Here is a 12,901-nt window from a genome sequence, read left to right as displayed (position 1 = left end):
TCAGTTCCCTGCTCCGGAAGCCTTGGCCTCGCGCTCGATGCGACGCCATTGGGCGACGTTGCGCTCGTGCTCTTCGTAGGTCCTGGCGAAGACGTGGCCGCCGGTGCCGTCGGCGACGAAATAGAGCTCGTCGGTCTTGGGCGGGTTCATCACCGCCGCCAGGGCCTCGCGGCCCGGATTGGCGATCGGCGTCGGCGGCAGGCCGGTGATCTTGTAGGTGTTGTAGGGCGTGAACGCATCGAGTTCCGAGCGGCGCAGGCCCCGGCCCAGCGGCCGGCCGCGGGTGATGCCGTAGATCACGGTCGGATCGGTATCGAGACGCATGCCCAGGCGCAGGCGATTGGTGAACAGCGCCGCGACGCGCGGACGCTCGCTGGCCAGGGCCGTTTCCTTCTCGACGATCGAGGCCAGGGTGACGGCCTCGTCCTTGGTCTGGAACGGCAGGTCGGCCTGACGCTGCTCCCACAGGGCGTTCAGCACCTTGTCGCGGTCGTCCATCATCCGCTGCAGGACGGCGGCCCGCTCCTCGCCGCGCTCGACCTGGTAGGTCTCGGGCAGGACGGCGCCTTCCGGCGGGGTCGGCACGTCGCCGACCAGCACCGGCGAGCGCTGCAGGATCTCGACGACCATCTCGGAGGTCACGCCCTCGGGCACGGTGACCTGGTGGCGCACCACCTTGCCGTCGCGGACCATGGCCAGGACGGTGGAAAGCGAGGCGCTGGAGGGGAATTCATACTCGCCGGCCTTCAGCCGACGCGCCGCTCCGGTGACCTGGGCGGCGGTCAGGAACAGCGACGAGGAGCGGATGGCCCCGCCGGCTTCCAGGGCCCCGGCGATCTCCGAGACGCTGGCGCCGCGACGGAGCACCACCGAGGTGTACTCGCCGTTCTTGGCCTTGGGGCCCGGCCCGCCATAGAGCCAGACAGCCCCGCCGCCGACGACGAGGGCCGCGACCGCGGCGACCACGAGGCCGCCGCCGGCCATGGCGGCCAGGCGACGTCCCAGGGTGGCGGTCTCCCGCTTGCGGGCCTTCGACGCCCGCTTGGGCGTCGAGGCCTTCTTTTGCGGACGCGGCGGCTTGCTCACGAGACTTGGCTCACGAGATTTTACGGAACACGACGGAGGCGTTGGTGCCGCCGAAGCCGAAGCTGTTGGACACGGCCACGTCGATCTTCATCGGCACGGCCTTGTTGGGCGCCAGGTTCATCGGCACGTCGACGTCGGGATTGTCGAGGTTGATGGTCGGCGGGGCGATCTGGTCGCGGATGGCCAGGATCGAGAAGATCGACTCGATGGCGCCGGCCGCGCCCAGCAGGTGGCCGGTCATCGACTTGGTCGACGACATCACCACGTTCTTGGCGTGATCGCCCAGGAACGCGGCCACGGCGCCGGCTTCCAGGCCGTCGGCCATGGTCGAGGTGCCGTGGGCGTTGATGTAGTCGATGTCCGAGGGCTGGAGGCCTGCGTCCTTGACGGCCGCCGCCAGGGCGCGCCCGCCGCCTTCGCCGTTCTCCGACGGAGCGGTGATGTGATAGGCGTCGCCCGACAGGCCGTAGCCGACCACTTCGGCGTAGATCTTCGCGCCGCGGGCCTTGGCGTGCTCGTATTCCTCGAGCACCAGGACGCCGGCGCCCTCGCCCATGACGAAGCCGCCGCGATCCTTGTCGTAGGGACGCGAGGCCTTCTCGGGCGTGTCGTTGAAGTCGGTGGCCACGGCGCGGCAGGCGATGAAGCCGGCGATGCCCAGCTTGCAGACGGCCGCTTCGGCGCCGCCGGCGATCATCACGTCGGCGTCGCCGTACTTGATCAGGCGCGCGGCGTCGCCAATGGCGTGGGCGCCGGTGGCGCAGGCCGTGACCACGGCGTGGTTGGGGCCCTTGAAGCCGTACTTGATCGAGACCTGGCCCGAGATCAGGTTGATCAGGGCCGAGGAGATGAAGAACGGGCTGACGCGGCGCGGGCCCTTGGCTTCCAGTTCCAGCGCGGTGTCGGCGATGGTCGACAGGCCGCCGATGCCCGAGCCCAGGATGACGCCCGTGCGCCACTTCTGCTCGTCGGTCTCCGGAACCCAGCCCGAATCCTTCACGGCTTCATCAGCGGCGGCGATGCCGTACAGGATGAAGTCGTCCACGCGCTTCTGGTCGCGCGGGCTCATGGTCTGGTCAGGGTCGAACGAACCCTCGACGTCCGGACCGCCGCCGCCGCGACCATCGACGCGCGGCACTTCGCACGCGACCTGACAGGCATAGTCGGTCGGGTCGAAAGCGGTGATGCGGCCCGCGCCGGACTTGCCGGCCACGATGTTCTTCCAGGACACTTCGACGCCCTGGCCCAGAGGAGTCAGCAGGCCCAGCCCGGTGACGACGACTCTACGCATGGATTGCTCCCAAACCTTCCGACGCGCCGGCCCAGACGAAAGGCGAAAGCCCTAAGTCAGGTTGCGGCGCGAATCTTGGCCACATACGAAAACCGCCGCGCGCACGATGGCAATAGCCCGTGCTGCGCGGCGGCTGATAGTCTTGTTCGCCCGTAAGGGTACGAACCCGACGCCCTTAGGCGCCGGTCTTTTCCGTGATGAACTTCACGGCGTCGCCAACCGTCTGGATGTGCTCGGCGGCGTCGTCCGGAATTTCGATGTCGAATTCTTCTTCGAACGCCATCACGAGCTCGACGTTGTCGAGGCTGTCGGCGCCCAGGTCGTCGATGAAGCTGGCCTTCTCGGTGACCTTCTCGGGATCGGCATCCAGGTGTTCGATGACGATCTTACGCACGCGCTCGAGAATGTCGGACATTCTGTTAGTCCCTCGTTTTGAAATCTGTTTACCCCCGGACGGTATGAAATCTGTTTCACCGTCCGTGAGATGTCGGGTCACCGCCTATCACGTTCCTTTTCGGGTGACCAGCGGGTCAGCCGCCAAGAAGCATGGCCATTGTGGACCAAGGCGGCGTTCGCCTAGATCATGGCCATGCCGCCGTTGACGTGCAAGGTCTGACCGGTGACGTAACCGCCCTGATCGCTGGCCAGGTAAACGCAGGCCGCGGCGATATCGCTCCCCTCGCCCAGCTTTCCGGCCGGAATGGTCGACAGGATGCCGGCCTTCTGGGCGTCGTTCAGGGCGTCGGTCATCGGGCTGGCGATGAAGCCGGGGGCGACGCAGTTGACGGTCACGCCGCGGCTGGCCAGTTCCTGGGCCAAGGCCTTGGAAAACCCGATCATTCCGGCCTTGGAGGCCGCGTAGTTGGTCTGGCCGGGGTTGCCGGTGACGCCCACGATCGAGGTGATGCCGATGATGCGGCCGGCGCGGCGCTTCATCATGCCCTTGGCGGCGGCGCGGGCGAGGCGGAAGTAGCCTTCCAGGTTCACCTTGATGACGGTGTCCCAGTCTTCGTCCTTCATCCGCACGATCAGGCCGTCACGGGTGATGCCGGCGTTGGCGATGACGATGTCGAGCGGGGCGCCGGCGGCTTCCTCGGCCTTGGCGACCAGGCCGTCGACGGCGTCGGCGTCCGACAGATTCGCCACGACGAACGAGGCGCGCTCGCCCAGCTCGTTCTTCAGCTCGGTCAGCGCCGATTCGCGGGTGCCCGAGAGCACGACATGGGCGCCCTGGCCGTGCAGGGCGCGGGCGATGGCGCCGCCGATGCCGCCGGTGGCGCCGGTGACCAGGGCGGTCTTGCCCGTCAGATCAAACATTGAAGGTTCTCCGTTCGGAGGAAGGATGAAGCGAGATCCTCGCCCTCGGGCAAGCCCGGGACGAGGAGCACGAAGGGATCAGAGCGACTTGGCGAAGGCTTCCAGGTCGGCCGGGCTGTTCAGCGGGGTCGCCTCGGCGTCCGGAGCGATGCGCTTGGCCATGCCCGACAGCACCTTGCCGGCGCCGGCCTCGGCGAAGCGGGTGACGCCGCCCTCGCCGGCCAGCCAGGTCATGCTCTCGCGCCAGCGCACGCGGCCGGTGACCTGCTCGACCAGCAGCTTGCGGATGACGTCCGGGTCGTGGACCGGGGCGGCGGTGACGTTGGCGACCAGCGGCGCGCGCGGGGCCAGGATCGTGGCGCTGGCCAGGGCGGCGGCCATCTCGTCGGCGGCCGGCTGCATCAGCGGGCAGTGGAAGGGCGCCGAGACGTTCAGCGGAATGGCGCGGGCGCCCAGTTCCTTGGCCTTCTCGATGGCCTTGTCGACCGCGGCCTTGGCGCCGGAGATCACGACGTTGCCGTTGTTGTTGTCGTTGGCCACGACGCAGACGCCGACTTCCGATCCGGCGGCGGCGGCGGCTTCGGCCAGGGCGATGTCGGTCTTGGGACCGATCAGCGAGGCCATGGCGCCCTCGCCCACCGGCACGGCGCGCTGCATGGCCTGGCCGCGCAGCTTCAGGAGGCGCGCGGTGTCGGCCAGGCTGATGGCGCCGGCGGCGGCCAGGGCCGAGTACTCGCCAAGGCTGTGACCGGCCACGAACGCGGCGCGGTCGACGCCCACCCCGAACTCTTTTTCAAGCGTGCGGGTGACGGCCAGGCTGACGGCCATCAGGGCCGGCTGGGCGTTTTCGGTCAGGGTCAGGTCGCCCTCGGGACCTTCGCGCATCAGCAGGGAGAGCTTCTGGCCCAGGGCGTCGTCGACCTCCTGGAACACCTCGCGAGCAGAGGCGAAGGCCTCCGCCAGCTCGACGCCCATGCCGACCGATTGGCTGCCTTGCCCCGGGAAGATGAAGGCGATGCTCATGACGGCCCGCTCCTCTAAGATTCAATGTCTTGGGCGCGGAGGGTTAGGGGAAAGCCGGGGACTGGGCAAGCCGGACCGCTGTTTTGCCGATACTTGCTTTCCGTTGGGGCACGTCCACATTGCTGGCCACGCCGCATCCAAGGCCCCGGAGTCGCCAAGATGAACCGCCCCGCCCTCGCCGCCAGCCTGCTCGCCCTGGGCCTTGCCGCCGCCTCGCCGGCTCTCGCGGCCCTGAAGCCGGGCGACAAGGCGCCCGACTTCACCGCCCCCGGCGCCCTGGCCGGCAAGGACTTCGAGTTCAAGCTCAGCAAGGCCCTCAAGAAGGGCCCCGTGGTGCTGTACTTCTTCCCCGCCGCCTACACCGCCGGCTGCACGGCCGAGGCCCACGAGTTCGCCGAGGCCACGCCCGAGTTCCAGAAGCTGGGCGCGACCGTGATCGGCGTCACGGCCGGCAATGTCGACCGCATCAAGGACTTCTCCAAGGAGCACTGCCGCGACAAGTTCGCGGTGGCGGCCGCCACGCCCGAGCTGATCAAGACCTACGACGTGGTGCTGGACAAGCGCCCCGAATGGTCGAACCGCACCTCGTACGTCATCGCCCCGAACGGCAAGGTCCTGATGGCCTACACCGACGGCAACTTCGCCGGCCACGTGACCAAGACCATGGACGCGGTGAAGGCCTACAAGAAGAAGTAGGCTCCTGCTGCTTGTCATCCCGGCCGCAGCGCAGCGGAGCGCCGGGATCTCCCACGGTTGATCCGTCTGGCGTGGAGGATCCCGGCTCTGCGGACCGCTGACGCGGTCCTCCGGCCGGGATGACAGGCCTTATTGAGCCTCCCGAGCCTCCCTCCTAGAACTTCACCTTTACACCGGCGCTCCACATCGCCGGTTCGTCGGCCAGGCGATAGACGATCAGGCCGGGGATGAAGACGGCGCCGGAGACGTAGTCCTCCGCATCGAAGACGTTGCGGCCCTGCACGAACACCCGCCATGCCGCCGAGGGCGATTCCCAGGCGATGCTCGCATTGACCCGATCGACCGAACCGATGCGGCCGGTCTGCGCGTTGGTCGCCTCGGCGTAGCGCGGGCCGCGATGGCTGTAGTCGGCCGAGACGATGATCGCTCCGCCCTTCAGCATCTCCGGCTCGATGCGCCAGGAACCGCCGACCTGGGCCTGCACCTTGGAAACCAGCGGCAGGGTCTTCGCGCCGGCCTGAGCCGCGGCGGTGGAGGGATCCAGCTTCTCGTACTCGGCGTCGGTCAGGGCCAGCGAGGCGAAGAGATCCAGTCCCTTCACCGGCGTGGCGGCGGCCTCGACCTCGAGCCCGGCGATGCGGGCCTCGGCGGCGTTCTGGGTCAGGATCGAGCCGTTGCTGATGACGTTCTGCTGCAGGTCCTTCAGCTGCTGGACATAGGCCGCCAGGTTCAGCCGGGCGCGGCGGTCGAAGGCCTCGATCTTGGCGCCGGCCTCGTAGGACCAGGCGAACTCGGGGTCATAGGCCTTGGTGAAGATCGACGGATCGGCGATCGACAGCGCCACGAAGCCGCCGGCCCGGTAGCCGCGTGCGATCGTGCCGTAGACCATGACGTCGTCGCTGGCCTGGTACTGAAGATTGACCTTCGGGGTCCAGACCTTCCACTCGCCGGCGTTCGATCGGCTGGTCAGGCTGGCCGGATAGGCCGCCAGGCCGTCCTGGATCGTGCCGGCGATGGTCTTTTCGTCCTTGGTCCAGCGCAGACCGGCCGAGCCCTTCAGACGCTCGGTGAAGCGCCATTCCATCTGGCCGTAGGCGGCGATGCTTTCCGAGGTCGCGTGGATCGTCGTCGGCAGCAGCGGCACGGGGAACGGACCGTAGATGCCCGAGCCGATGGTGTCTGACAGCACCTGGGATCCGGTCTCCTTGAACCAGAACAAGCCGCCGATCCATTGCAGGCGGCCCTCGAAGGCCTCGCCCAGCGCCTGGAACTCCTGGCTGGCCTGCTCCTGGCCGGTGTCGCTGCCGCGCAGGAAGCCGGCGACAAGGCCCGAACCGGCCACCAGCCCGCCCGAGAAGTCCAGCGTCCAGCGGTCGTCCAGGCGCTGGTAGGCGGTGATCGACTTCAGCTGGATCCCGGAAAGGTCGTAGCCCAGGTGCAGGGCCAGGCTCTTCTGCTCGGTCTTGGTGTCGGTGTTCAGCGGCGAGCGGGTCGAGCCGAACTCGCCGCCGGCCAGCGGCGCCAGCGTCACGGGGTCGAGTGGCGAGAAGTGCTGGCCGTCGGTGTCGGTGCGGGCGTAGGCGGCCGAGAAGGTCGCGCTGAGCGGGCCGGTGTCGATCAGGCCGAGCGAGAAGCGGGCGCCGGCGTCGCGGCGCTCGCCCACGCGGCGCTTGAGGGCGGTGTTCTGCTGCCAGCCGTCACGGTCGGAGAACAGGGCCGAGACCGTGGCCCCGACATGGTCGGCGACCTTGCCGCCGGCGCCGGCGCGATAGCGCTGCAGGCCATAGTCGCCCCAAGAGGCCTCGGCGAAGCCGCCGGGCGTCCCGTCGGGCTGGCGGGTGACGTACTTCAGCGCGCCGGTCATCGAGTTGCGGCCGTAGAGCGTGCCCTGGGGCCCGCGCAGCACCTCCACCCGCACGACGTCGGCGAGATCCAGGTTCGCGACCGACAGCCGGGCCTGGTAGACGTCGTCGACATAGATGCCGACCGGCGGCTCCGAGGTGATCATGCCGCCGGTCTGGTCGAGCGCGCCGCGCAGGGCCACCTGCACCGTCGAAGGCGAGGCGCTGATCTGCGAGACGTAGAGGCTGGGCACGGCGGCCCCCAGGGTCTCGGCCCTGGTGATCTGCAGCTGGTCCAGCGCCTTGGCGCCAAACGCGCTGACCGCGACCGGCGCGTCCTGCAGCTTCTGCTCGCGTCGCTGGGCGGTGACGACCAGATCCTCGACCGCGACCGGCGCCTCCTGCGCCAGGGCCGGCGCCCCGCCGGCCAGCATGGCCAGGGCCGAGACGCCCCATAGAACCGACTTCTGCATGTATCCGCTCCCCCTCTGGTGGAGCGATCAGGAGGGAAAGCCCTGCGTGCGGGCGCAAACCCGCCCTCGCCGGCGCCCGCAGGTCGGACAGGCTTTCGGGAAGGGCCAGGCGAATTGCCGGGAAAGCGGCGCGACTGCGCCGGCGGTCACCAGTTGGTCTTGACCAGCTTGACCATGAAGCGGCCGTCCTGGACGCGCTCGTCCTCGGCGCGGACGCTGACCGAGAACTCGGCCGGGATGTCGAACGGGCGGATCAGGCTGAAATCGACGCCCTCGTCGCCCATGGTGCCGCCGCCCAGGCCGATAGAGGCGATCTGGCGGCCGTCGAGAGTCAGGGCCGAGCGCACGTTGGCGCGGGCGATCGGAACCGACGCCGGCAGGATCATCGAGCGCGTGGCGTTCATATCGACCGACACGCTGACATAGTTGGACTTGGGCAGGTCGCCGAACCCGAACAGCCGCGACAGCGACGAGCGCACGCCCGCCTCGCGCTTGTTCAGCGAGGCGCCCAGCGCCAGGGCCCGGGGGCTGGGCCCCTCTTCGGCCTTGGCCGTCATGTTCAGGTTGAAGTCGTAGGTGGGTTGCTCGAGGCTGCCGGCGACCTTGGCAACGAAGGTGGTGCTTTCGGCGTCGGAGGACAGGTCGAGCGGCAGGGCGGCCGAATAGCCCGTGAAGCGGCCGTCGTTGGACGACACCGACAGGTCCGGCTTCTTGATCGCCTGGGCCAGCACCGGGGCAGCCGTCATCGACAGCGCGAACGCGCCGCCCAGGATCAGGCTTTTCACGGTTGCACCCCGCATGCCCCTTCCCTAACCACCCTAGGTATTAACGGCAAGCTGCCTTCGGCCCCGAAAGCGACTGCGGACGCGCCTTTTTCCGGTTTCGCACACGAGGCGGGCGCCGCCCTGCCCGCCGCCGGGCCAAGGCCAGCCTTGCTTCCGCGCCAGGTTTCCTGTAGTAGCGCGCGTTCTCACGGAAGGCGGTCTTGAGCGAACCCCTCACGGGGCCGGGATTTTCCCGCTCGTCGCACAGGATCCATCGTGGTCGTCGGACTTCCGCCGCCGCCCGCGCCGCTTTCCATAACGGAAGAAGGAAAACATGGCGTTCTACGAACACGTGGTCATCGCGCGGCAGGACATCTCGCCGCAACAGGCCGAAGCTCTCAACGAGCAAATCAAGACCCTGATCGAAGAAGGTGGTGGTCACATCGCCAAGATCGAATACTGGGGTCTGCGTAACCTCACCTACCGCATCAAGAAGAACCGCAAGGGCCACTATTCCCTGCTCGCCATCGACGCCCCGGCGCCGGCGGTGAAGGAAATGGAACGTCAGCTGTCGATCAACGAAGACGTGCTGCGTTTCATGACCATCCGCGTGGAAGAGCTGGACCTGGAACTGTCGCCGGTTCTGGCCCGTCGCGACCGTGAGCGCAGCGATCGCCCCGAGCGTTCGGACCGCCCTGAGCGTTCCGAGCGTCCGCGCGAAGACTTCGCCCCGCAAGCGTAAGGGAGAAATAGATCATGACCGATACGACTGCTCCCGAAGCCGCGGCTCCGGCCGCCGCCGCCGCTGGCGGCGCCCGCCGTCCGTTCTTCCGTCGCCGCAAGGTTTGCCCGTTCTCGGGCGCCAACGCTCCGAAGATCGACTACAAGGACGTGAAGCTGCTGCAGCGTTACGTTTCCGAGCGCGGCAAGATCGTTCCGTCGCGCATCACCGCGGTGTCGGCCAAGAAGCAACGCGAACTGGCCAAGGCCATCAAGCGCGCCCGCTTCCTGGCTCTGCTCCCCTACGTCGTGAAGTAAGGGAGACGCCACGATGAAAGTGATCCTGCTCGAACGAGTCGAAGGCAAGGGCGTCCTGGGCGACGTGGTGACGGTGAAGGACGGCTTCGCCCGTAACTTCCTGCTGCCGCGCAACAAGGCTCTCCGCGCCAACTCGAACAACCTGAAGGCCTTCGAGGCGCAACGCGCCGAGATCGAAGCCCGCAACCTGCGCAACCGCGAAGCCGCCGGCAAGTCCGGTGAGTCGCTGGACGGCACGCAGTACGTCCTGATCCGTCAGGCTGGCGAAAGCGGCCAGCTGTACGGTTCGGTCGCGGGCCGCGACGTCGCCGACGCCATCAAGGCCGAAGGCGGCAAGGTCGACCGCTCGATGATCGTGCTGGACAAGCCGATCAAGACGCTCGGCGTCCACGAAGTGAAGGTGAAGCTGCACGCTGAAGTGACCGTCACGGTCACCCTCAACATCGCGCGCAGCGCCGACGAAGCCGAGCGCCAAGCGCGCGGCGAAAACGTCATCGCCTCGCAGTTCGAGGAAGAGCGTCTGGCCGACGCCGAAGCCGCCCAGGACCTCCTGGAAGGCGGCGCCGGTGCGCAAGAAGGCGACTACGAAGCCTGATTTTTCAGGACCTTCGCAGACGAATGAGAACGGCGCGGAGCAATCCGCGCCGTTTTTTTCTGCGCCGAAACCTAGAATTGCTCAGATTGTACAAAAAGCGGCGTTCGCGCAGGTTGAGCCTGTCTAACCGCCTGTCGGCCAGAACGAGACGCGAAAGCGCCCCCGACCGACAGCGTTTCGAGGGGATTACACCATGCGTACTCAACTGTTTCTGCTGGCGGCCGCCTCGGCCTCGGCGCTGACCGCCTCCATCGCCCAAGCCCAGACCGCCCCCGCCGACGACCAGGTCGCCGTCGAGGAAGTGGTCGTCACCGGCACCCGCGTCGTCGGCCGCTCGCGCCTCGACACCCTGGCGCCCGTCGACGTCGTCTCGTCCAAGACCCTGCAGCAGCGCGGCAGCACCGAGCTGGCCACGGCCCTGGCCTCGACCGTTCCGTCGATCACCTTCCCGCGCCCGTCCAACACCGACGGCACCGACTCGGTGCGCCCGGCCGTGCTGCGCGGCCAGGGCCCCGACCAGACCCTGGTGCTGGTCAACGGCGCGCGCCGCCACGCCAGCGCCCTGATCAACGTCAACGGCTCGGTGGGCCGCGGCTCGGCCGCCGTCGACCTGAACGCCATCCCCTCCTCGGCCGTCGACCGCATCGAGGTGCTGCGCGACGGCGCGGCCGCCCAGTACGGCTCGGACGCCATCGCCGGCGTCGTCAACCTGCGCCTGCGCGAGGCCGACCACGGCGGCGGCGTCACCGCCACCGCCGGCAAGTACTTCACCGAGTTCACCGGCCTGCAGACCGGCCAGAAGCAAAAGATCAAAGACGGCGCGACCATCACCGTCGCCGGCTGGCAGGGCCTGAAGCTGGGCTCGGACGGCTTCCTGACGCTGTCGGCCGAGTATCGCGACCGCGACTTCACCAACCGCTCGGACATCGACACCCGCGTGACGCCCCAGCGCGTGACCTCGCGCTTCGGCGATCCCGAGGTCGAGGACGTCAGCTTCTACGCCAACGCCGGCAAGCCGATCGGCGAGAACTGGGAAGCCTACGGCTGGTACGGCTATCAGCAGCGCGACGCCGAGGCTTCGGCGACCTACCGCCTGCCCACCGACGCCAGCCAGAACATCCTCAGCGTCTATCCCAACGGCTACCTGCCGCTGATCACCACGAACAACGAGGACGTCACCGCCGCCGGCGGCCTGCGCGGCGACTGGAACGGCTTCCGCATCGACGCCAACCTCGTCTACGGCAAGAACGACATCGACTTCGGGGTGAAGAACACCCTCAACCCGTCGTATGGCCCCACCTCGCCGACCAGCTTCAAGGCCGGCGGCCTGACCTATGACCAGCTGGCCTTCGGCCTGGACGTCAGCAAGGAGATCGAGGTCGGCCTGGCCGGTCCGCTGAACGTGGCCTTCGGCCTGGAAGCCCGTCGCGAGACCTTCCAGATCAACGCCGGCGAAGTCGCCTCCTACGCCCGCGGCACGGTCTCGCCCAGCCTGGCCTTCGGCTCGCGCGGCTTCACCGGCTTCACGCCCAGCAACGAGGTCGACGTCGATCGCGACGCCGTCGGCGTCTACCTGGACCTGGAAGGCAAGCTGACCGAGAAGCTGACCGGCTCGGCGGCCCTGCGCTACGAGGACTATTCCGACTTCGGCGACAACACGAGCTGGAAGCTGTCGGCCCGCTACGACTTCACCGACGCCTTCGCCATCCGCGGCGCGGCCTCGACGGGCTTCCGCGCGCCGAGCCTGCAGCAGCAGTACTTCACCTCGACCTCGATCCTCTACATCAACCAGACGGTCGGCGGGGTGACGACGGCGGTGCCGTTCGAGACCGGCACCTTCCCGTCGGTCAGCACCATCGGCCGCGCCCTGGGCGGCAAGCCGCTGGAGCCTGAGACCTCGGAGAACTTCTCGATCGGCGCGGTCTACCACAAGGGCCCGTTCGAGCTGACGATCGACGCCTACCGCATCGACGTCGAGAACCGCATCGTCCTGACCGAGACCCTGACGGGCAGCGCCACGGCCGCGGCGGGCACCAACGCCCGGGTGATCTTCGACCTGCTGTCGCCCTACGGCGCCTCGGCGGGCCGCTTCTTCACCAACGGCGTCGACACCAAGACCGTCGGCGTGGACGTCGTCGCCCGCTATCGCATCGTCGACGAGCAGGCCGGGACCTTCGACCTGACGCTGGCCGGCAACGTCAACGACTTCAAGGTCGAGCGCACGCCCACCACCACCGTGCTGCCGACCCCGGTGTCACTGTTCGCCCGCCAGGCCACGCTGCGCTTCGAGGAAGGCACGCCCGAATGGAAAGTCACGCTGCAGGGCGACTGGAGCAAGGGTCCGTGGGGCGCCACGCTGCGCACCACGCTCTATGACGACGTCCTCTCGCCCGGTACGGCCGCCGACGGCAGCGGCGACTGGCATACCGGCACGACCGGCATCGTCGACCTGGAAGGCCGCCGTCGCTTCGGCGATCACCTGACCGTCTCGGTCGGCGCCGACAACCTGTTCGACCAGTACCCCGACCAGGTGCCGCCGAACCTGAACACCAGCGGCGGCAACCCGTGGTCCAGCTTCTCGCCGTACGGCTTCAACGGCCGCTTCGTCTACGGCCGGGTCGCCGTCACCTGGTAGGTCGCTGAGCCGACGGATCGCGAAGGGGGACGTAGCGGAAACGCTGCGTCCCCTTTTGTCGCCGCGAAGATATACACAGAACATCCCCATCCATCTGCGCCGTTGACCACGCTCCGAGCGCGCGTCGCCGCGGCGTTCGCGT

At 68.2% G+C, this 12,901-nt stretch carries 12 protein-coding genes; 5 read left to right on the top strand and 7 right to left on the bottom strand.

The window, feature by feature from the left end:
• The 5 genes from mltG to fabD all read right to left on the bottom strand — a co-directional run bounded on the left by mltG (position 1) and on the right by fabD (position 4,717).
• On the bottom strand, positions 1 to 1,086 hold the full coding sequence (gene mltG / locus G5B46_RS00990; RefSeq protein WP_165255291.1) for an endolytic transglycosylase MltG: 1,086 nt from the start codon (positions 1,084 to 1,086) through the stop codon (positions 1 to 3).
• Between the two features lie 10 nt (positions 1,087 to 1,096).
• Entirely contained in the window at positions 1,097 to 2,377 is a 1,281-nt protein-coding gene (fabF, locus tag G5B46_RS00985; RefSeq protein WP_165255290.1) for a beta-ketoacyl-ACP synthase II, read from the bottom strand.
• A gap of 175 nt (positions 2,378 to 2,552) precedes the next feature.
• On the bottom strand, positions 2,553 to 2,792 hold the full coding sequence (locus G5B46_RS00980) for an acyl carrier protein (RefSeq protein WP_007672577.1): 240 nt from the start codon (positions 2,790 to 2,792) through the stop codon (positions 2,553 to 2,555).
• 161 nt (positions 2,793 to 2,953) lie between these two features.
• Positions 2,954 to 3,694, bottom strand: a complete 741-nt coding sequence (gene fabG, locus G5B46_RS00975) for a 3-oxoacyl-[acyl-carrier-protein] reductase (protein ID WP_165255288.1) — start codon at positions 3,692 to 3,694, stop codon at positions 2,954 to 2,956.
• 78 nt (positions 3,695 to 3,772) lie between these two features.
• Positions 3,773 to 4,717, bottom strand: a complete 945-nt coding sequence (fabD, locus tag G5B46_RS00970; RefSeq protein WP_165255286.1) for an ACP S-malonyltransferase — start codon at positions 4,715 to 4,717, stop codon at positions 3,773 to 3,775.
• 159 nt (positions 4,718 to 4,876) lie between these two features.
• On the opposite strand from fabD, the gene G5B46_RS00965 reads away from it, so the two are divergent.
• Entirely contained in the window at positions 4,877 to 5,413 is a 537-nt protein-coding gene (locus G5B46_RS00965) for a peroxiredoxin (RefSeq protein ID WP_165255285.1), read from the top strand.
• A 154-nt stretch (positions 5,414 to 5,567) separates the two neighbouring features.
• Here the strand turns inward: G5B46_RS00965 and G5B46_RS00960 are convergent, their stop codons facing one another.
• Together G5B46_RS00960 and G5B46_RS00955 are read right to left on the bottom strand one after the other, a co-directional pair.
• Positions 5,568 to 7,727 (bottom strand): TonB-dependent receptor, encoded by a 2,160-nt coding sequence (locus G5B46_RS00960; protein ID WP_165255283.1) that lies wholly within the window; start codon positions 7,725 to 7,727, stop codon positions 5,568 to 5,570.
• Positions 7,728 to 7,873: 146 nt separating this feature from the next.
• Positions 7,874 to 8,512 carry a hypothetical protein gene (locus G5B46_RS00955; protein WP_346764851.1) on the bottom strand — a complete coding sequence of 213 codons (639 nt, stop codon included), beginning with the start codon at positions 8,510 to 8,512 and terminating at the stop codon, positions 7,874 to 7,876.
• A 313-nt stretch (positions 8,513 to 8,825) separates the two neighbouring features.
• On the opposite strand from G5B46_RS00955, the gene rpsF reads away from it, so the two are divergent.
• The 4 genes from rpsF to G5B46_RS00935 all read left to right on the top strand — a co-directional run bounded on the left by rpsF (position 8,826) and on the right by G5B46_RS00935 (position 12,759).
• Complete coding sequence (gene rpsF, locus G5B46_RS00950) at positions 8,826 to 9,233, top strand: 30S ribosomal protein S6 (protein ID WP_165255280.1); 408 nt, start codon at positions 8,826 to 8,828, stop codon at positions 9,231 to 9,233.
• 14 nt (positions 9,234 to 9,247) lie between these two features.
• Positions 9,248 to 9,529: a 30S ribosomal protein S18 gene (gene rpsR, locus G5B46_RS00945; RefSeq protein WP_109101895.1), complete on the top strand. Its 282-nt coding sequence runs from the start codon at positions 9,248 to 9,250 to the stop codon at positions 9,527 to 9,529.
• A gap of 13 nt (positions 9,530 to 9,542) precedes the next feature.
• Positions 9,543 to 10,124 (top strand): 50S ribosomal protein L9, encoded by a 582-nt coding sequence (gene rplI / locus G5B46_RS00940; protein WP_101712928.1) that lies wholly within the window; start codon positions 9,543 to 9,545, stop codon positions 10,122 to 10,124.
• A 193-nt stretch (positions 10,125 to 10,317) separates the two neighbouring features.
• Positions 10,318 to 12,759, top strand: coding sequence for a TonB-dependent receptor (locus G5B46_RS00935; protein WP_165255279.1), 2,442 nt, complete (start codon positions 10,318 to 10,320; stop codon positions 12,757 to 12,759).
• Positions 12,760 to 12,901 lie beyond the last annotated feature (142 nt).

It is taken from the genome of Caulobacter sp. 602-2 (genome assembly GCF_011043625.1).
In the GTDB taxonomy this organism is placed as follows: domain Bacteria; phylum Pseudomonadota; class Alphaproteobacteria; order Caulobacterales; family Caulobacteraceae; genus Caulobacter.
Note: the sequence above shows the minus strand (reverse complement) of the source record. Positions and strands in the feature narration are given on the sequence as shown.